Origin of the sequence: Rhodococcus qingshengii JCM 15477 (assembly GCF_023221595.1) — a bacterium.
GTDB lineage: Bacteria > Actinomycetota > Actinomycetes > Mycobacteriales > Mycobacteriaceae > Rhodococcus_F > Rhodococcus_F qingshengii.
In genome coordinates this window covers 4302082-4320765 of the sequence record NZ_CP096563.1, presented here as the reverse complement: position 1 = coordinate 4320765, position 18684 = coordinate 4302082, and the positions used below count along the sequence as shown (strand labels likewise).

The window sequence follows — 18684 nt, the reverse complement described above, 5'->3', positions numbered from 1 at the left end:
ATGTTCACGGAAACATCTTTGACTGGTTTGGGAGTTTCATGAGGACTGAGCGGCGTGCGTGGATTCGATCTGCGCGCACAGGTGCGGTGTGTTTGGCCGTCTGTGCACTTTCTTTGCAATTGGGCGGACTGTCGACGGCAGCGCCGAGTTCCGGAAGCTCGGGTAGTTCGGGAAGCTCGGGAAGTCTGGGCAGCGTCGAGGGAAGCGTGAGCTCGGGGTCGACGATCCCGGGACCACTTCAGGAGGATCCGGGCCCCAAACCGGACCTGCGCGACGACATCGTCGTCCCGGCCATCGTCGGCGAGAAGGTGACCGCACCACAAGCGATCAGGCTGACGGTGGCGTCGCCCGCACTTCGACGCGAGGTCGGCGTCGAGATTTTGCTACCCGCTGACAATTCGGTTCCGCGCCCAGCGCTGTACATGCTCGAGGGTGTCGACGCCGGAGAGAAAAGCAGCGGATGGATGACGATCGGCGGCGCCCCGGCGTTCTTCGCCGACAAGAACGTCAACGTCGTGATGCTCAATGGCGGAATCGCGAGCCTGTACTCGGACTGGGAGAATCCGGATCCGCGGCTGGGACTGCACAAGTGGGAAACCTTCATCACCGAGGAGTTGCCACCGCTGATCGACGCGCGACTCGAGACCAACGGAATCAACGCGATTGCCGGCAATTCCATGGGCGCGATGGGTGCAATGATGCTCGCCCAACGCTTTCCGGACATGTATCGCGGCGTTGCCGTGTTCAGCGGTTGTTATTCCACGATGGATCCGCTCGGCCGAACTGCCGTCCAGGCCACGATTTCTTCTCGAAGCGGAGATCCGGCCAACATCTGGGGTGTGCCAGGGGGCCCGGAGTGGGAGGCACACGATTCGTTGATCAACGCAGAGAAGTTGCGTGGCAAGGAAATCTACGTGTCGACGGCAAACGGTCGTCCCGGATCTGACGAGACGCTGCAGACTCCTGAACTGCTCGAGCGTCTGGTGATCGGCGGCGGCATCGAGGTTGCCGCCCACGCCTGCACCAAGATGTTCGACGCTCGGTTGCAGGAGCTGAAGATTCCGGCGCAGGTGGATTACGAGCCGAACGGCACGCACGCGTGGGCGTATTGGCGTGAACGACTGCCGAAGGCGTGGCCGACTCTGTCCCGGGCATTGGGCGTCTGACGGTTCGACAACAGTGCTCGGGTTGTGGATGCACCACAACCCGAGCGTTGGATCACTCGCAGGCGATGCCGTCGTTGTCGCGGTCGAGATGCGGGGCGTATCCGTTCTGGCCCCGGTACAACGGAGCTGCGCCGGCATTACGAACGGCTGTGCAGTTCTGGTAGTACCGCGCTGGTGCGGGAGTGTTCTGCGGCGCCGGCTGGTTCTGGGGCGCTTGCGGAGCGGGCGGCGCCGGCGGTGCGAAGACCGGGGGAAGGAACGGCTGGACTGCGTCGGCAGAGCCAGTCGGAATCATGCGTGCGATCTCGATCGGTAGGAAATCGAAAACCGTGGATGCCTGAGCGGCGGGCGCGGCAACCAGAGTGATTGCGGCGCAACCTGCGACGCTGAATGCCAAACGGCGGAGCTTCATGTGACCTCGTGTTCAACTGGGCAGCCCTTCCACTTCGGAGGGCTGTGCCGGCTGAGCATACTGGTCATAACGACCAAATGGTTTATTTCGGTAAGGGTGAAATCTGGGGTGAAAAGCAGCGTCCCCGCACCGTATTGCTCAGGTGCGAGGACGCTGCTGTAGTCATCGAGGGTTACGCGTCGACAAGTTCCTCGGCGAAGGGGTCACCGTTGCGGGGAGCGTCGAAGCGCTCCTTGTCGAGGATTCCCTCACGCTTTGCGACGATGACCGGGACCAGTGCCTGGCCGGTGACGTTGACTGCGGTACGGCCCATGTCGACGATCGGTTCGACTGCGAGGAGCAGTCCGACGCCGGCCAGGGGAAGACCAAGGGTGGAGAGTGTGAGTGTGAGCATGACTGTCGCACCGGTGGTTCCGGCCGTTGCCGCTGAGCCGATGACCGAGACGACGACGATCAACAGGTAGTCGGTGAAGGTCAGCGGAACGTCGTAGAAGCCTGCGACGAAAATCGCCGCGATCGCGGGATAGATTGCGGCGCAACCGTCCATCTTCGTGGTGGCACCAAGCGGAACGGCGAACGAGGCGTACTCACGCGGAACGCCGAGGTTGCGTTCGGTGACGCGTTCGGTCAACGGCAGGGTGCCGATCGACGAGCGCGAGACGAATCCGAGCTGAGTTGCGGGCCAGACGCCGGAGAAGAAGCTTCGAACCGAGAGGCCGTGTGCGGCAATCAGGATGGGGTAGACCACGAAGAACACGATCGCCAGACCGATGTAGATGGCGGCGGTGAAGACGCCCAGCGACCCGATCGCATCCCATCCGTAGGTGGCGACAGCGTTGGCGATCAGCGCAGCGGTGCCGATCGGGGCAAGGCGGATGATCCACCACAGGACCTTCTGGACGATCGCGAGCAGCGACGCGTTGAACTCGAGGAACGGCGCAGCCTTGGGGCCGATCTTCAGTGCAGCAATGCCGATTGCGCCGGCGATGACGAGCAGCTGCAGGACGTTGAAGCTCAGCGATGTAGTCGCCACGCCTTCGGCGACGGAAGTCTTTGCGCCCAGCCCCAGGAAGTTGTTCGGAACCAGTCCGGTGATGAACGCCCACCACGAGCCGGAGCTCTTGGGTTCCTTTGCTGCTTCGGCGGCGACATCGGTCCGTGAACCGGGATCGGTGATCAGGCCGACGATGATGCCGATGATCACAGCAATGAAAGCGGTGATCGCGAACCAGAGCAAGGTCTGCACGGCCAGGCGAGCTGCATTGGCGACCTGGCGCAGGTTGGCGATGGAGCTGACAATGGCGGTGAACACCAGCGGGATAACCGCAACGGTGAGCAGCTTGACGTAACTCGAACCGATGGTCTGCACGGTGCCGACCAACCAGTTGACGTTGCCGTCGGCTGCATCAGGCATTGCCCGGGCGACGAGACCGATGATGACACCGAGTACGAGACCGGCGACGATCTGCGGTCCGAATGCCGTCGCCCAGGACGGAAAACGCGACGTGGACTTTTCCGGCACGCCGGTGGAGGTGGAGCTGGGCATGACTATGCCTTTCGAAAATCAAGGGAGCGAAACGCAGCGCGGCACCAGAGGCCGGGCAGATTCGAAGAAATGTTTCCTGGTACGCGTCAGGTCAGAGCGAGCGCGTACACATTGCGCTCGCCTGCAGGCGAAGGTCGACGTAACGCCGACTGGTCAGGAACAACACTGTCCACACACTACTCGCAGCTTCAACTACTCGATCCCGAGGGTCGCCGCGGGAGTTCGCTTCGTGTTCGTCGGGTGTGCCCCGATCAGTCACTGTTGGTCGGTTGACTAGTCTCGACGATCAGTAGGTGCCGCACCGGCGCCTACGCGTCGGCAAGCGGAAGCGAGAGACCGATGAGCGTTCGGAATGCCGAGTACCCGCGTCCGAAGCATTTCCTGGTGCACCTCAGTGACACGCATCTGGTGGCTCAGGGGGAGTTGTACGACGCCGTGGATGCGTCGACGAGATTGCGGGAAGTGCTCAGCGGGATCGTGGCCTCGGGCGCACGCCCGGATGGACTGATATTCACCGGCGACCTGACCGACCAGGGACACCCCGACGCATACGCGGAATTGAAAGCCATCGTGGAACCCGTGGCGGCCGAGATCGATGCGCAGGTCGTCTGGGCGATGGGCAACCACGACGACCGCCCTACGTTCAGATCTCTGCTGTTGGGCGAGGACGCCACCGATCATCCCGTCGACAACGTCTACGACCTTGACGGACTGCGGGTGATCACCCTGGATTCGTCGGTTCCCGGGCATCACTACGGTGAGATCACGGATGGCCAATTGGATTGGCTACGCGCAGAATTGGCGGTGCCGGCGCCCGACGGAACAATTCTGGCGCTGCATCATCCGCCGGTTCCGTGCATTCAGGATCTCGCGGTTCTGGTGGAGTTGCGCGATCAGTCCCGGTTGGCGGACGTCTTGCGTGGCAGCGACGTCCGGGCGATTCTTGCTGGGCATCTGCACTATTCGACGACGGCGACGTTCGCCGGCATTCCGGTTTCCGTGGCGTCGTCGACGTGTTACACCCAGGACTTGAATGTGGAAGTCGGTGGTCAGCGTGGTCGTGACGGGGCTCAGGGGTGCAATCTGGTGCACGTGTACGACGAGACAATTGTTCATTCGGTCGTTCCACTCGGCGCGCACGTGACGGTCGGTGAGCCCGTCGACGCGGCCGAGGGTGCCCGGAGGCTCAGTGCTGCCGGCATTCGAATCCTCGAGAGCGAAAAGGCGGCACGCTCGATCATCTGAGGTCGCAGGCGGTTTCCGGCACCCACGCGCAGTTCTGGGTGATTGCCGGGCGGTCGCGTACTCACTACCGTCGAGGTAGGTGCAGAGCTCCAGCAACAAGGACCGGCTAGCTGGACGGCAACCCTTCATGCCGATGGGGTGCCCCGGAATCACACCTGGCGACACGCGCGGTGCGTGTCGCAAGCGGCAGTCGCCACGAGAACCGCCAGTCGGGTGCTGACGGCTTCTGCGGTCGGCACTGTGCGCTCCCGAGTAGTTCTCGAACAGGAGTATGCGCCGATGACCTCCACCCCCTCTTCTTATCTTGCTCCGTTGCATCTCGCCGTAGCGCTGGACGGTGCCGGTTGGCACCCAGCGGCCTGGCGAGAGCCGCACTCGCGCCCGAGTGAGCTGTTCAGCGCGTCGTATTGGACTGACGTGGTGGCGACCGCCGAGCGTGGTCTGCTCGATTTCGTCACCATCGAGGACAGTCTCTCGGTGCCGGCCAACCCACTCGAGCCTGTCGACGACGCGGTTGACCGGGTGCGCGCTCGGCTCGACGCACATCTCGTGGCCGCCCGACTGGCACCGATCACGAGCAACATCGGGTTGATCCCGACTATCACCACCATTCACACCGAACCGTTCCACTTGTCCAAAGCCGTTGCCACGCTGGACTACACCTCGCGCGGTCGCGCCGGGTGGCAGGTGAAGGTGTCGGCGTCGGAATCCGAGGCAGCACAGTTCGGGCGCCGCGACATCCCAGTTCTCACCGATGCCGACCGTCAGTCGATCGTTTCAGGCGTCCTCCCGGACTTCGTGCGCGACCTGTTCGACGAAGCTGCGGAGGCAGCTGACGTAATCCGGCGACTCTGGGACAGCTGGGAGGACGGCGCCGAGATCCGCGACGTGGAGCAGCGCCGGTTCATCGACCGAGACAAGTTGCACTACATCGACTTCGAGGGAAAGTACCTCTCGGTCCGTGGACCGTCGGTGACTCCGCGCCCGCCGCAGGGGCATCCCGTCGTCACCGCATTGGCACATCAGCGGGTCGCGTACGAGCTGGCGGCGCGGACGGCCGATCTGGTGTTCGTGACGCCGTTCGACGACGAGCAGGTCACGGCAATCCTGGGTGAAGTGCGAGCAGCCGAAGAACACGTGCAGCGCACCGGCGAACCGCTTCGGGTCTTCACCGACATCGTCGTATTCTTCGATGCTCCGGAAGAAACCGGAAAGGAACGGCTCGCTCGCCTCGACGCGCAGGCCGGCGCCGAATACCGTTCGGACGCGCTGACCTTCACCGGCACCGCGGCTGAGTTGGCAGATCTTCTGCTCCGGTGGCAGCAGTTGGGAATCGACGGCTTCCGGTTGCGGCCGGGCGTCGTCGTGGACGACCTCGACGCGATCGCAGGTGAGCTGGTACCTGAATTGCAGCGACGCAACGTATTCCGCACCGAGTATCCGCAGACGAATCTTCGCGGACTGCTTGGCCTACCCATCGACGTTCCCAACCGCTACGCCGCCGGTACTCCGGCCGCCTGACAGACGAGGAATACATTTTCATGAGTTCTCAGAAGCGTAAGCAGGTCATCCTGGGTGCCTACCTCGGCGGCGTCAACCATCACACTGCATGGTGGGATCCGCAGGCGGGCAGCCAGATCGAGTTCGATTCCTTCGAACACACCGCTCGAACCGCCGAGCGTGGGAAGTTCGACTTCTTCTTCCTCGCCGAAGGCCTTGCCCTTCGTGAGCGTGCAGGACAGATTTTCGATCAGGACATCATCGGTAGGCCGGACACCTTCACGGTCCTTGCATCGTTGGCGGCGGTAACCGAACACCTCGGATTGGCCGGCACTATCAATGCCACGTTCAACGAGCCGTACGAACTGGCCCGCCAATTCGCGACGCTCGATCAGTTGTCCGGAGGACGTGCCGCCTGGAACGTCGTCACCTCGTTCGACGCATTCACCGGCCAGAACTTTCGCCGCGGCGGATACCTCGACCGCGCGCAACGATACGAGCGTGCGGAGGAGACCGTAGCGCTGGTGCGTGAACTGTGGGATTCGTGGCGAAGCGACGACATCGTGGCCGACAAGGCATCAGGGCGCTTTCTCGCGCGACCGGATGCCGGTGAATTCGCTTTTCATGGATCGCATTTCGACGTGAACGGCCGATTCACAGTGCCGCGTAGCCCGCAAGGGCGCCCGGTTATTCTGCAGGCCGGGGTGTCGCCGCAGGGGCGCGATTTTGCTGCCGGCAATGCCGACGCGATCTTCTCACCGTACGGTCAGTTGCCCGAGGCGGCCGATTTCTATCGCGATATCAAAGCACGTGCCGTTGCGGCCGGACGTGACCCGGGTGACATCAAGATCCTGCCGTCGGCGAGTTTTGTTCTCGGCACCTCGGAGGCAGATGCGATCGAGAAGTACCGAGAGATTCGCGACCAGCAGGTCACCGGCCAGACCGCTTTGGTTCTGCTCGAACAGATCTGGAATCTCGATCTGTCGAAGTACGACCCCGAAGGACCACTACCCGATATCGCTCCGGATCCCGAGGCTCCGCCGATCATCCAGGGCCGCGCCTTCATTCACCAAGATCGTTTCGCGACCGTCGCAAAACTGCGCGCGGTAGCGGAGAGCAAGAAGTTGAATCTGCGCGAAGTGGTGATCGATCAGTTCGAGCGTGGACCGATCGTCGGTACACCGCAGCAGGTTGCCGAGAAAATAGATTCGTTTGTCAGCAACGACGGTTCGGATGGGTTCATCCTCGGGTCGCACCTTGTGCCGACCGGCCTCGACGAGTTCGTCGACGACGTGGTGCCGCTGCTGCAGGATCGAGGTGTTCTCCGCAGTGACTACGAAGGAACGACGTTGCGTGACAATCTCGGTCTGCCCATTCCGGTGCAACGGGAGCATGTGACAGCACGCTGATCGACCGAAGTAGCAAGGGCCCAGCCGAAATCGGCTGGGCCCTTGTTTCGTCTAGGCTTCCCAGGGCGCCGGGATGGGGTAGTAGCTCTCCAGGAACTCCGTGATCTTGCGTGTCCGAAGTTCCAGATCGATCTCCGGAGCGCTGCCGTCGTTGAGGCAGAAGAAGTCCATGGAGCGCTTGGCGAGCAGTGAGTCCATGTCGCGCAAACCGGCCTTGACCGTCGTGTCGACGTATTTGACGGCGGCGGACTTCTGCACCACCGACCGTCCACTCATGAGCGTGTAGTAGTGGTACAGCGAATTGGTCACCGAGATATTGGAACTCGCGCGGAAGGTGCTTGCTGCAGTGGCCGCGAAGTCTTCGGCGAACTCGCGTTCCATCTCGGCCATCACGCTCTTGCGTAGTGGCGTCGCTGCGTGCTCCAGATGTCTGGTGGTCATCAGACCGAAGCGGTCCTGCAGCAGACGGCGGTTGACGCGGGCCGCATTCTCGAACCCGCTGCGGTCGTTGTCGTTGTGTCCCAATCCGATTCTGGTGTCGGCCTCGATGAACATGCTGATCCCACCGGGGGAGAAGAACATGTCAGGGCCGACGGGGCGACCGAAGAACATGTCGTCATTGGAGTAGAGGAAATGCTCTGCCAGACCCGGAATATGGTGCAGCTGGCACTCGACAGCTTGAGAATTGTGGGTGGGCAACACACTTGGATCGGCGAAGAACTTTTCGCTGGGCATGAACGTGACTCGCGGATCGTCGGCAAGCCAGTCCGGACGATCGGAATCGGTTGCGACGAAGATCCGCCGGATCCACGGCGCGTACATGTGGATAGATCTAAGTGCGTATTTGAGCTCGTCGATCTGACGGAAGCGCGCTTCTGATTCGTCGCCCTCGCCGACGATGTAGTTCTGCATGCGCTTGGCGCGCTGAGCCTGAAACTCTTTGGAAGAACCGTCGACCCAGGAAAAGACAAGATCGATATCGAAGCTGATATCGGAGGCATGATCGGCGAACATGTTCTCGATGGTCGGCCAGATCCGGCCGAATCGCTCGACGGTTCCTCGGACAGCTTCTTCGGGGAGGACGGTTCGTCGTGTCAGTGAGTTCTCGACGGGTAGGACGATTTCTTCGTCGGAAATCGACCACAATTCGATCTGAACGCCGATGTTCGCGCCGTAGTTCATACCGCTTGCGACGTGAACCCTCGGACGGAACAAGCGGAAGATCCGTGACTTGTTGGTTTTCGACAGGGCACCGTCCGCGACAAGGAGCGCTGGACTCTTCTTCGCGTCGACGGTTTTGGAATAGAAGGGTGCGTTGGCGCATCCCTCGACAAGTGCCTGCCGCAGGTTTTTGCGCTCGGTCCAGCTCACCGCGATCACGGGGCGCTCGTCGTTTCCGCGGACGAGTAGATACTCGATTCCTGCGGCGTCGAGGATGTCGCGGATGAAGAGGAGATCTTCGACCATCGCTTCGAGCGGCGTGGTGGTCGTGATCGCGAGGGCAAAACGATTCTTGAATCGGACGGTCTCGGGTAGCTCGCCCATCCGTGCGCGTGACGCGGCCGACGCCGGCTCCACAGGATTGGGGCTGTCCTGCTCCGGGGGTACGAAGTAGATGTCGTGCGGAGCGGGAGATTCTGTAATGGGATGCCTTCCGATTCTGATCCAGCTGTGTATCTGTCGCCCCCGACGCTGCGAGAGCGTGGTGGCGACGAGCTCAGTCTATGCCGTCGGCGCCGAAAGTCGGACATGAGTGACGGGGATGGGTAGCGCGGGGCGAGTCGGGTACCCCGAGGACCGAAGCGAGAGTGAAGGAGGAGAACCGATGCGTGTGAAAGCGATGGTCGGAACAGGCGCGGTGGCGGTTGCGCTGGCCGCCGGCCCAGTTGCGACAGCGTCTGCGGAGCGAACCGAGGCAGCGGGGTCGGAGGGTTCACCAGAGATGCTGACCTGCGAGGTGGTCTTCGATGCACTCGAAGACATGAGCCCGGAATGGACGGAAGAGGGGATCGATCAGGTCGAAGACTGGTGTGAGGCGATCACCGGCGAAGAAGACTGACCGTCAGCCGCGCGAGATCACTCGTCGCGACAGTCGCCACCGCCCGTCTTCGAGTTCGAACTCGTCCGCGTAGCTCCCGACGCCGCTGAGTTCGGGCGACGTGGCTGTGTCGACGTAGAACGTCCACACCGCATCCGCGCGGGCTGTCGTTTCCGAGGTCACGTCCACGGCGATCGCCGTGGTGACGTGGCGTGTGAATGTGCCCGGGCCTTGTATGCCGGCGGCTCGACGCTCGACTACTCCAGCAGCAATTTCTTCGCGGCCACGTCGTACCTGTGCGGGGATACCGCGATCGGGGTTGGCCGGCATGTTCCATTCGGCCTCGCGGGTGAACTGCTCCACGTAATCCTCGACCGAGCCGGTATCGGCAAGATGCGCGATGCGAGCGAGCGTTGAACGAATCTGTTCGGCAGGGCCCTCGGGTTGCATGCTGTCCTCCGTAGACGTGGGTGCGGCAGATCGCACGCTACAGCTCATGACGACAACGACGACGGCCTCGTCCCAGTGAGCGGCAGTATTCTCCGGCGAGGGAGCGGTGAACTTTGAGATCACCTCGAGTTCAACCGTATTCGGGCGCGCAGCGTAAATGATTGAGTGTTCACAGTAGGCAGCGCCATGACGACTGCCGCGCCCGTAGGCTTGACCGACTCACAGGAGATCGCCATGTCCGTCACCGAACTCGAACGTGTCACCCAGACCCCGGAGCAGATCTACGCTGCCGGCGGAATCACCGTCCACAAAGTAGGCGAGCTGATCGGCGCCCGCATCGACGGCGTCCATCTCTCCGGCGACTTGTCCGAAGAGACCGCTTACGCGATCAACTATGCGCTGGCAGCGCACAAGGTTGTGTTCTTCCGTGGGCAGCAGCATCTCGACGACACGTCGCAGTACGAATTCGCCGGAACCCTCGGCACCCAGACCACCCCGCATCCGACGGTGAAGTCCAGGGGCGACAAGCTGTTGGTGCTCGACCGTGCCGCCAACAGTTGGCACACGGACGTGACGTTCGTCGACCGCATCCCGAAAGCCTCGATTCTGCGAGCGACGACCATGCCCGAGTACGGCGGAGCGACCACGTGGGCGTCGACCACCGCTGCGTACGACCAACTGCCGCGTTCGCTCAAGGTCTTGGTCGAGAATTTGCGGGCCGTTCACACCAATGCCTACGACTATGCCGAGGTTGTCGATCAGGCGAACCCGGTAGACGCGCAGCGCCAGGCCTACTACGCCGAATTCACCCGTGAGATCTATGAGACCGAACACCCGGTGGTGCGTATCCATCCGGCGACGGGGGAGAAGACCCTCCTGCTCGGTCACTTCTTCAAGGAGTTCGTCGGGCTCAAGCCGTCGGAGTCGGTCGCTCTTTACCAGATCCTGCAGGCACGAATCATCAAGTTGGAAAACACTGTTCGATGGAACTGGTCGGCCGGCGACCTGGCGATCTGGGACAACCAGGCGACTCAGCATTACGGTATCGCCGACTACGGGACTCAGGCCCGCAGTGTGCACCGTGTGACATTGGCCGGCGACGTCCCCGTCGACGTCCACGGCGAGCAGAGTCGAATCCTCCAGGGTGACGCCGCGGAGTATTCGATCATCGCGGACATCGATCGGCTTCCCGGCTTCGCCGCGAACTGATCAGTCGTGCTGCGGGTGATCCGGCGGGAACATCTGTCCCCATGAGTGACTGCACGCTCGGCACGTCCATTCCGGGGTGTCCGGTCCCACGACGCAGCCAGTTACGGCGAGCCACGGTAGGTGATCGAACGGATGGACCGGCATCCCCGGGGCACACTGAGCGGTTCTGTGTGCACCGCAGTGTGGGCACGGTGGATTTTTCGCCAGCATGTAGTCGATGAAGTTGGTGTGCCCAGACGTGGCCATCCTTCCGGTGCACTTGCGGCACAGGACGGCTGGGTAGTCGTCACCAGGTTCAGCCTGCCTGAAGATCCGTGATGCGGAATGAAAGTGAAGGCGATCGCTGCTGTTGAACTTTCGCAACGGCAACGGCATCGGTGAGCCGCAACCTGTGCAGTTTCCCCGCTCGTTCATCAACGTCCGGGCGTGGGCAGCTGTGGACGTCGGATCCAGCGTGTCGATGTCGCCGAAGTAGTGCGCATAGTGTGACTGGCCGGCCGTGAGAATCCGGTCGGCCAGTGCGTCGTCGACCGGCCCAGGATCCGTGGGAAACGTGATGGACCATCATTGTTCGAGTTCTGGAACGGTGGGCAAACCGTGGAGTTCGTACGGGCGTTCATCGACTTCCATCGGCGACGTGCCGTCGAAGGGCGCAGCCACGGTCTCGATGCAGAGCAGCGTGCGAGGAGTGGTGTCGAGAACCGTGACCAGCAGGTCACCGATGGCCATCTTTCCGTGCATGATCCAGGGATCGACACGGGCTCGGGGTTCGAGAAACGCGACCACGGCATCGATCCATGGCGTGCCGAGTGCGATGAATACGTGCTGACCGGAGCTCCGCGTGATCATCGGACGATTCTCGCAAGGGCTGCCGACAGCGTCAGGCTTTGACCACCTTGCGCCCGAGCAGCGATGCAACCAGTCCGTCGACGAAGGTCGCTTGCCGTCCGAGGGGATCGGAATCCGCTGCCGCGACGCTGCCGATCGAAATCGATCTCGTCAGGCCGGTCTCGCTGATGAATTCGGCGGCGAGGTGCGCTTCTCGGAATGTGAGGCCGCCCAGATGTGTCGTGTCGTCGACTCCGAGAACACGTCCGTCGATGATGTCCATGTCGAAATGGACGTGGACGCCGTTCACACCCTGGCCCGCCGCGGCGAGGACGCGAGGCATCAAGGCCGCCATGCCATGGCGATCGATCTCGTCGATCGTCACCAGCAATACCCCGTACTCGTCGAGTGCGCGCTTGTGATCGACCGTGGCGTTCTTGACGCCCACCAAGACGGTGTTCTCCAAACTGGGGCCGTGCAGATCCGCCGCCGACGACAGCAATTGTTCGATGTCACCGTGTGAAGCGAAAATGATTGCACCCAAATCGGTTCCAGGTTCGGTGGCGATCGGAATTCTGGTGTTCTGCCAGGCTTCGGCAGTGAGCCACAGCGGCAGCGTTGTGAGATCCGCAGCGGCATTCTCTGCTTGAATGCAGTCGAAACCGATTCCGGACATGTCCTCACGTAGACCGTGATCGAGGAGATGGCTTGCCAGGCCGGTAGTTTCGAGGTCGATCAATTCGACGGTCGCATTGGCATCGATCGGTTCGGTGCCCAGAACGTATCGCTTTTCGACGTAGGGCGATGTCATTGCCATCAAGAGCGCGCCGTAGTCGATCGTGAAGTCGACCGTGCCACCCAGTCGGTATTCGTCACCTGTTTCTCCGGCGTCGACGAGGAGGTGATCGCTGCTGGCGCTGATCACTTTCAGGCGCGGATCTATCGGGGTCAAGCCTTCCGGCGAGATGTCTTCGCGGCCGATGGACAAGATCAGGCGTCGGCTCGGCTTGTCCTCGTTGTCGAAGACGGGGCGTCGGCCGAACGCGTCTTCCCCTGAGACTCCATACGGCCGCGACGGCTTGATCTTGGCCTCGATGATGTCCGCGGTGAGAGTGAAGGCGTCGTTGTTCAGCAGTTCGTACAGTCCTGGGGGAGTCGGTGATTCGGCCAGAACGATGCTGGCACCCAAACGCAGATGGTTGATCCCCTCGGGCATCGTTCCGGTCTCGAGGAGTGGCAGAGAGAACGTATTGCCGCCGGAAACGATCGGCAGTTCGATCGAGAACCGCTTCGTGATTTCGTCGGCAAGGTAGACCAGATTCGACAGGTTGTCGACGGTTGGCTGGATGCCGCCGACGCACGCGAGATTCGCGCCGATTCCGATCAGTCTGATGCCCTCGATGGGAAGGATTTCGGCGACTACATCCAACGCCTCCGCCGGCAGGATCCCTTCGCGGAGATCTCCGAGGTCGATCATCAGCACGATGTCGTGGATTACTCCTCGCGCCCGTGCTGCTCTGCCCAGAGCAACAATCGTCGTCAACTCCGAGTTGAGGCTGATGTCCGCGTAGCGGATCGTGTCGTCGATCTCGTTCAACGACGGTGCGCGGATCAGCATCAGGGGAACGGTGATGCCGTCGCGGCGGATGCGGGCCAGGTTGTCCAGGCGGGAGTCGGCGATCTGTGCGACGCCGCCGCGGACCATTGCTCGCGCCACCTTGGGGGAGCCACATGTAGATTTGCTGACGCCCGCCACCGCAATACCCTTGGCATTGGACGCTTCGACGAGGACGCGCGCATTCTGTTCGATACGACGCAGGTCGACGGTGATGGTCGGTCCGGTCATGATCTCCCCGTTTTCTCCGAAGGCGGTTCACGATCCGGGCATTCCAGACCGGACGGTTGGCGTGAGCTGGGCAACTTTGCTCCAACTGTTGTGTCGCAGGACACTTACGTGCAGTATGAGGATACAACAGTTTCCTACCAGGCACTCTAGAGGAGCGTCGATGGCTACTCTCGTCAAACACGTACTTCGGCGCAAGCCGGCTTTGCAGATAGACCAGGAGACCGGCGCAGATACCAACGGCGGCGAGCTGACCCGCAGTATCGGTTTGGCGCAGTTGTCCATGTTCGGCATCGGCGCCACGATCGGCACCGGTATCTTCTTCGTCCTCTCGCAGGCAGTCCCGGTTGCGGGTCCGGCAGTCATCATCTCCTTCGTTGTTGCCGGTGTCGTCGCGGGACTCACAGCGATTTGTTACGCGGAGTTGGCCGGAGCTGTCCCGGCGTCGGGCTCGTCGTATTCCTACGCTTACGCGACGCTCGGAGAGCTTCCGGCCATGGCCGTCGGCGCGTGTCTGCTTCTCGAGTACGGAGTCTCGGCCGCGGCGGTGTCCGTCGGATGGTCGCAATATTTGAACCAGCTACTTGGCAACCTCTTCGGGTTCCAGATCCCCGACGCGTTGTCACAAGCGCCGGAGCAGGGCGGCATCATCAATCTGCCCGCAGTGATCCTGGTGTGCCTGTGCGGTGTTCTGCTCATCCGCGGCGCCAGTGAATCGGCCAAGGCCAACGCCATCATGGTCTCGATCAAACTCGCAATTCTGTTGCTCTTCATCGTGGTCGGCATCGCCGGATGGAACAGCAATCACTTCGCCGACTTCGCACCGTTCGGATTCAGTGGCGTCATGTCCGCCGCCGGAATCATCTTCTTCTCGTACATCGGCCTCGACGCTGTGTCCACCGCCGGCGAAGAAGTGAAGAACCCTCGTCGCAATCTCCCTCTCGCGATCCTCATTGCGCTCGTGTCTGTCACCGCGATCTACATCGCTGTTGTCGCCGTCGCGATCGGTGCACAGGATTCCGCATCGTTCGAAGGTCAGGAAGCCGGACTGTCCGCCATCCTCGAACAGGTGACCGGATCTACCTGGCCGGGAACACTTCTGGCCGCCGGTGCGGTGATCTCGATCTGCAGCGTCACGCTCGTGGTCATTTACGGTCAGACCCGGATCCTGTTCGCGATGTCACGCGACGGCATGATTCCGTCGATCTTCCACAAGGTGAACCCGCGGACTCTGACGCCGGTGCCCAACACCATCATCGTCTGCGTCGTCATCAGCATTCTGGCCGGTTTCATTCCGATCAACTTCCTCGCCGAAATGACCAGCATCGGAACCCTGGTGGCGTTCCTCGTGGTTTCGGTCGGGGTCATCATCCTGCGGCGCAGTGACCCGGACCTGCCGCGCAGCTTCAAAGTTCCCGGCTATCCGGTGACACCGATCCTCTCGATCCTGGGCTGCCTGTGGATCATCAAGGACCTCCGAACCGTCACGATCTACGTGTTCCTCGTCTGGGTGACCGTCGCGATCATCTGGTACTTCGCCTACGGTATGAAGCACTCGCGCCTCGGTGCGAAGAACCGCGCCGAACTGGGATCGGAGTCCGAGTCATGACGTTGCTCGCGGGATACGCACCCGACGGTGACAGCTCCGGAACCGTCCATCTGGCAACGCTGTTGGCGCGTTCGTCCGGTGAACCGCTGGTGATCTGCGCGGTGATTCCCTCGCCGCCACCGCCCGGGATGGCGCGTGTCGACGCCGAATACCACCAGCAATTGCGAGCCGAAGCCGAAGCGGCACTGGCGAAAGCGCGGGCAGACATGCCCTCCGACGTCGACGTAACCTATGTCGTGCATGAGGCTCAGTCGGCGTCGAGTGGCCTGCTCGATCTCGTTCACGAGCACGAAGCCAAGATGATCGTCCTGGATTCGTCTACGGCCGGGGTGTTCGGTCACGTGGCTCTCGGCAGTGTCACCTCACGCTTGCTGCACAGCTCCGACGTTCCGGTCGCCCTGGCGCCGAGGGGATTTCGAACCAAGCCCGGTGAGGTGGTTCGCCGCGTCACCGCCGCATACTCGGGCACACCCGATCAAGACGATCTGGTGCTCGCCGCCGCGACCGTGGCTGCGCGTGTCGATGCCGGACTCAGACTGGCGGCGTTTGCAGTTCGCGCAAACGCGCAGTACACGACCACGCTCGGGACCGAGGGGGATTCACCGATCATCTCTGAGTGGGCCGAGGTGGTCGAGCGCGAGACCAACGCTGCCTTCGAGCGCGTGCGTGCACTGCCCGAAATACCCGACGTCATGGAATCGGTTATCAGCCATGGTCGTAACTGGGCCGAGGCGCTCGCGGGCGTCGAGTGGGACCGAGGTGACGTTCTGACTGTCGGCTCGAGCAAGGCAGGTCCACTGGCGCGGGTGTTCCTCGGCAGTCGGGCGGCGAAGATCGTGCGGTACTCACCGGTTCCGGTGGTGGTGGTGCCGCGATCGGCGTCGACCCGAATAGTCGATCAGGCCGAAGCGGAATAGAGATCAGGGCCGACGAGCGGAGTGCTTGTCGGCCCTGATCTTTCAGATGGAGCGAGCGAAGAGCGCGGGCTCGGAGCCGGGAACCTGAGAGACCTGCTCTCGGGCAACCAGATGGCGAAGGTGAGCTGCACCTTCGGACAACGCCATCGTCTTTCCCATCGGGGAGATCTCGGCCCACGGCTTGTACCACTTCATCTTTGCCGCGACGTCCCACACGGTGAGCTTGTCGTCGGCGAACTCTTGCAGCAGATGATCGAGTCGCTCCTGGTGATGCTCGATCAACTCGCCGGCGCGGCCACCGACGTCGTCGATCGGAATGCCGTGAGCGCCGAGACCGCGGGTGATGTTCATGTTCTGCACCCGTGCGAGCGAGTCGAGGAAGTCGGCGAGGGCGTCTCGCTCGTCGAGTGGGTACACGAAGTTGCCGACGTGTGGTGTCGTCTTCTGCAGGACGTGGTCGCCGGTGAACATGACGTCGGCGTCGTCGAGGTAGAAGCAGACGTGACCAGGCGTGTGGCCGGGGGTGTAGACAACGCGGAGGCCGCGGCCGGTGAGCGCGATGATCTCGTCGTCGGCGAGAAGGCGGTCGGGAGCGGACTCGGGGCCTACTGGAGACTCACCCGCGGCAGCCAGTCGGAAGGCATCACGGTCAGCTGCGGGCGCTCCGGCACGTTCCATGTTGTCGAGCTGGTACGCCATCCACTCCTCGTTACGCGCAGTGGCCATCTGATCGAACAGGTAGTGGTCGTCCTCGTGCATGGCGATCCAGGCGCCGGATGCCTCGCGGACCCGTCCGCACAGTCCGGTGTGGTCCGGATGGAAGTGCGTGACCACGACGCCCTCGATGTCGGTCACCGAATGCCCGATCTCGGCGAGCCCCGCGTTGAGGCCCTGCCAGCCGTTGTCGTCGCCCCATCCGGCGTCGACCAAGATCAGTCCGCCGGGGGATTCCATGGCGTAGACGAGCGTGTGCCCGAGCGGGTTGTCCGTGATCGGGACAGGAATCTGGAATATGCCATCACCGATGGCCGCCGCACCGTTCATAACAAGTACCTCTTAACGATAAGGGAACGCACTCTTAGTACTTCATGTTTACCGTGCGCTTGATTGGTCAGTGACACAGGTCCTGCCTGGCGGGAGTTCGGCATGTTTTCGGTCGACTTCGGATCGGTGAGAGTTTTATCGACCGAATGGTCTCATTGAGTCGAAAGATGTTGCTGAGTAGCGTGTTTCGGGACGTCATTGCGTTGGGAACATCCTCGGATGGCGGATCCGTCGAGCAGTCGCGCACTAGCCTCCGAGGGACAGGCGTGCTGTGTGGTTATCGAGAAAGACGGGTCATGCGTTTTCAGGTTCTGGACATCATTTTCAACCCACCCCATCCAGTGACCGGCGAGGAAGTTGCCCCGTCCGATCGGCTCAACCGCGTCGTCGAACTCGCGGTTCTCGCCGAAGAACTGGGTATCGATTCGTTCTCGGTGGGTGAGCGCCACGCCGGGCCGGTTCTTTCGTCGGCGCCAACCGTCGTTTTGGGGGCGATTGCGCAGGCCACGGACAGAATCCTGCTGTCGACAGGTGTCACGGTCCTTTCGCTACTCGATCCGATCCGAGTCGCCGAAGATTTCGGAACCATCGATCAACTCAGCCGGGGACGCCTCGAGATCGTGATCGGCAAGGGCAACGAGGTCCTTCAGTACCCGCTCCTCGGGTTGGACATCGCCAAGCAGTACGAATACCTCACCGAGAACTACGAACTCCTCAAACTGCTGATCAGCGAGGAAAACGTCAAGTGGGTGGGGACTCACAGACCATCGCTCGAGGACGCGACGACGCTACCGCGTCCGTATGACGGCCCGTTCCGTATCTGGCATGGATCGGCTACCTCGTTCGAGGCCGTCGAACTCGCGGCGAAGTGGGGCGACCCCATCGTCACCGCCAACGCCTTCCAGCCTCGTGAGAACTACAAAGTGCTGATCGACCACTACCGCGAGCAGTACCTGGCGTACGGACATGACCCGGCCAAGGCGTATGTCGGTTCGGGTTCGGGCGGATTGTTCCTCGCCGACACGACCGAGCAGGCCATCGAAGAGTTCCGTCCGATCTACGAGGGCGCCGTTGCACAAGCTGACAAACGCAAGCACGACCCCAAAGCGGTCGGAAAGTCGACGAGCTTCCGGACGATCGAGGAAGCCGTCGACCGCGGGCCGGCGTTGGTCGGGTCTTCGGAGCGAGTCGCCGAGAAGATCCTCGATTACCACCAGAGCTACGGCCACGATTTCCAATCGGTGTCGGTCAATCACGTGCTCGACTTCGAGCAGCAGAAGGACACTCTGCGCCGCTTTGCCGAGGAGGTCATCCCGCTGGTGAAGGCCGAACTGTCGACGACGCTGTGGACGTCGGTCGACAAAGATCGGGCGAAGGGTTTCACCGCCGTCGACTGAGCGGAGAAAGTCTGACTGTCGGGTAAGCAGGTCCGGCGCTGCGACCGCTCACAAGCTGCAGTAACTTGTTA

Annotated in this window: 17 protein-coding genes and 1 riboswitch; of the genes, 10 read left to right on the top strand and 7 right to left on the bottom strand. The window is 62.1% G+C overall.

Annotated features, from left to right (window positions below; all coding sequences use genetic code 11):
• Window positions 1–38 precede the first annotated feature (38 nt).
• Entirely contained in the window at window positions 39–1166 is a 1128-nt protein-coding gene (locus M0639_RS19625) for an alpha/beta hydrolase (RefSeq protein WP_031333643.1), read from the top strand.
• Between the two features lie 52 nt (window positions 1167–1218).
• On the opposite strand, the gene M0639_RS19620 is transcribed toward M0639_RS19625, so the two are convergent.
• Both M0639_RS19620 and M0639_RS19615 read right to left on the bottom strand, forming a co-directional pair.
• Window positions 1219–1578: an excalibur calcium-binding domain-containing protein gene (locus M0639_RS19620; protein ID WP_003940648.1), complete on the bottom strand. Its 360-nt coding sequence runs from the start codon at window positions 1576–1578 to the stop codon at window positions 1219–1221.
• A gap of 172 nt (window positions 1579–1750) precedes the next feature.
• Window positions 1751–3124, bottom strand: a complete 1374-nt coding sequence (locus tag M0639_RS19615) for a dicarboxylate/amino acid:cation symporter (RefSeq protein ID WP_003940669.1) — start codon at window positions 3122–3124, stop codon at window positions 1751–1753.
• A gap of 339 nt (window positions 3125–3463) precedes the next feature.
• Here M0639_RS19615 and M0639_RS19610 point away from each other — a divergent pair, with 339 nt between their 5' ends.
• The 3 genes from M0639_RS19610 (at window position 3464) to M0639_RS19600 (ending at window position 7278) form a co-directional block, all read left to right on the top strand.
• Complete coding sequence (locus tag M0639_RS19610; RefSeq protein ID WP_064074706.1) at window positions 3464–4369, top strand: phosphodiesterase; 906 nt, start codon at window positions 3464–3466, stop codon at window positions 4367–4369.
• A gap of 78 nt (window positions 4370–4447) precedes the next feature.
• Window positions 4448–4561, top strand: a riboswitch (SAM riboswitch).
• Complete coding sequence (locus M0639_RS19605) at window positions 4544–5890, top strand: LLM class flavin-dependent oxidoreductase (RefSeq protein ID WP_156525050.1); 1347 nt, start codon at window positions 4544–4546, stop codon at window positions 5888–5890. It overlaps the preceding riboswitch by 18 nt.
• A gap of 20 nt (window positions 5891–5910) precedes the next feature.
• Window positions 5911–7278 carry an NtaA/DmoA family FMN-dependent monooxygenase gene (locus tag M0639_RS19600; RefSeq protein WP_007729254.1) on the top strand — a complete coding sequence of 456 codons (1368 nt, stop codon included), beginning with the start codon at window positions 5911–5913 and terminating at the stop codon, window positions 7276–7278.
• 51 nt (window positions 7279–7329) lie between these two features.
• Here the strand turns inward: M0639_RS19600 and M0639_RS19595 are convergent, their stop codons facing one another.
• Window positions 7330–8823 carry a stealth family protein gene (locus M0639_RS19595; RefSeq protein WP_020970156.1) on the bottom strand — a complete coding sequence of 498 codons (1494 nt, stop codon included), beginning with the start codon at window positions 8821–8823 and terminating at the stop codon, window positions 7330–7332.
• A gap of 280 nt (window positions 8824–9103) precedes the next feature.
• Here M0639_RS19595 and M0639_RS19590 point away from each other — a divergent pair, with 280 nt between their 5' ends.
• Window positions 9104–9337 (top strand): hypothetical protein, encoded by a 234-nt coding sequence (locus M0639_RS19590; RefSeq protein ID WP_047269827.1) that lies wholly within the window; start codon window positions 9104–9106, stop codon window positions 9335–9337.
• Between the two features lie 3 nt (window positions 9338–9340).
• Here M0639_RS19590 and M0639_RS19585 read toward each other — a convergent pair whose 3' ends face one another.
• Window positions 9341–9889, bottom strand: coding sequence for a nuclear transport factor 2 family protein (locus M0639_RS19585; protein ID WP_231915211.1), 549 nt, complete (start codon window positions 9887–9889; stop codon window positions 9341–9343).
• Between the two features lie 111 nt (window positions 9890–10000).
• On the opposite strand from M0639_RS19585, the gene M0639_RS19580 reads away from it, so the two are divergent.
• Window positions 10001–10975: a TauD/TfdA dioxygenase family protein gene (locus tag M0639_RS19580; protein ID WP_064074729.1), complete on the top strand. Its 975-nt coding sequence runs from the start codon at window positions 10001–10003 to the stop codon at window positions 10973–10975.
• Between the two features lie 349 nt (window positions 10976–11324).
• Window positions 11325–11450 carry a hypothetical protein gene (locus M0639_RS34965; protein ID WP_257217594.1) on the top strand — a complete coding sequence of 42 codons (126 nt, stop codon included), beginning with the start codon at window positions 11325–11327 and terminating at the stop codon, window positions 11448–11450.
• Window positions 11451–11539: 89 nt separating this feature from the next.
• On the opposite strand, the gene M0639_RS19575 is transcribed toward M0639_RS34965, so the two are convergent.
• Together M0639_RS19575 and M0639_RS19570 are read right to left on the bottom strand one after the other, a co-directional pair.
• Window positions 11540–11824, bottom strand: a complete 285-nt coding sequence (locus tag M0639_RS19575) for an MBL fold metallo-hydrolase (RefSeq protein WP_231915212.1) — start codon at window positions 11822–11824, stop codon at window positions 11540–11542.
• 31 nt (window positions 11825–11855) lie between these two features.
• Entirely contained in the window at window positions 11856–13649 is a 1794-nt protein-coding gene (locus M0639_RS19570; protein WP_064074707.1) for an alanine racemase, read from the bottom strand.
• Between the two features lie 160 nt (window positions 13650–13809).
• Here M0639_RS19570 and M0639_RS19565 point away from each other — a divergent pair, with 160 nt between their 5' ends.
• Together M0639_RS19565 and M0639_RS19560 are read left to right on the top strand one after the other, a co-directional pair.
• Window positions 13810–15255: an amino acid permease gene (locus tag M0639_RS19565; RefSeq protein WP_007729264.1), complete on the top strand. Its 1446-nt coding sequence runs from the start codon at window positions 13810–13812 to the stop codon at window positions 15253–15255.
• Window positions 15252–16172, top strand: a complete 921-nt coding sequence (locus M0639_RS19560; protein ID WP_064074708.1) for a universal stress protein — start codon at window positions 15252–15254, stop codon at window positions 16170–16172. Before M0639_RS19565 ends, M0639_RS19560 begins: the two co-directional genes overlap by 4 nt.
• Before the next feature lie 42 nt (window positions 16173–16214).
• Here the strand turns inward: M0639_RS19560 and M0639_RS19555 are convergent, their stop codons facing one another.
• Window positions 16215–17216 (bottom strand): MBL fold metallo-hydrolase, encoded by a 1002-nt coding sequence (locus M0639_RS19555; RefSeq protein ID WP_029255764.1) that lies wholly within the window; start codon window positions 17214–17216, stop codon window positions 16215–16217.
• Window positions 17217–17512: 296 nt separating this feature from the next.
• On the opposite strand from M0639_RS19555, the gene M0639_RS19550 reads away from it, so the two are divergent.
• Window positions 17513–18613: an LLM class flavin-dependent oxidoreductase gene (locus tag M0639_RS19550; protein ID WP_064074709.1), complete on the top strand. Its 1101-nt coding sequence runs from the start codon at window positions 17513–17515 to the stop codon at window positions 18611–18613.
• The last annotated feature ends 71 nt before the right edge of the window (window positions 18614–18684 follow it).

Excerpts from the sequence above, each read along its gene's own strand:
- M0639_RS19555 (WP_029255764.1), bottom strand. The coding sequence starts at position 17,216 with ATGAACGGTGCGGCGGCCATCGGTGATGGCATATTCCAGATTCCTGTC.
- M0639_RS19610 (WP_064074706.1), top strand. The coding sequence starts at position 3,464 with ATGAGCGTTCGGAATGCCGAGTACCCGCGTCCGAAGCATTTCCTGGTG.
- M0639_RS19615 (WP_003940669.1), bottom strand. The coding sequence starts at position 3,124 with ATGCCCAGCTCCACCTCCACCGGCGTGCCGGAAAAGTCCACGTCGCGT.
- M0639_RS19590 (WP_047269827.1), top strand. The coding sequence starts at position 9,104 with ATGCGTGTGAAAGCGATGGTCGGAACAGGCGCGGTGGCGGTTGCGCTG.
- M0639_RS19570 (WP_064074707.1), bottom strand. The coding sequence starts at position 13,649 with ATGACCGGACCGACCATCACCGTCGACCTGCGTCGTATCGAACAGAAT.
- M0639_RS19565 (WP_007729264.1), top strand. The coding sequence starts at position 13,810 with ATGGCTACTCTCGTCAAACACGTACTTCGGCGCAAGCCGGCTTTGCAG.
- M0639_RS19595 (WP_020970156.1), bottom strand. The coding sequence starts at position 8,823 with ATGGGCGAGCTACCCGAGACCGTCCGATTCAAGAATCGTTTTGCCCTC.
- M0639_RS19550 (WP_064074709.1), top strand. The coding sequence starts at position 17,513 with ATGCGTTTTCAGGTTCTGGACATCATTTTCAACCCACCCCATCCAGTG.
- M0639_RS19600 (WP_007729254.1), top strand. The coding sequence starts at position 5,911 with ATGAGTTCTCAGAAGCGTAAGCAGGTCATCCTGGGTGCCTACCTCGGC.
- M0639_RS19560 (WP_064074708.1), top strand. The coding sequence starts at position 15,252 with ATGACGTTGCTCGCGGGATACGCACCCGACGGTGACAGCTCCGGAACC.
- M0639_RS19575 (WP_231915212.1), bottom strand. The coding sequence starts at position 11,824 with ATGATCACGCGGAGCTCCGGTCAGCACGTATTCATCGCACTCGGCACG.
- M0639_RS19580 (WP_064074729.1), top strand. The coding sequence starts at position 10,001 with ATGTCCGTCACCGAACTCGAACGTGTCACCCAGACCCCGGAGCAGATC.
- M0639_RS19620 (WP_003940648.1), bottom strand. The coding sequence starts at position 1,578 with ATGAAGCTCCGCCGTTTGGCATTCAGCGTCGCAGGTTGCGCCGCAATC.
- M0639_RS19625 (WP_031333643.1), top strand. The coding sequence starts at position 39 with ATGAGGACTGAGCGGCGTGCGTGGATTCGATCTGCGCGCACAGGTGCG.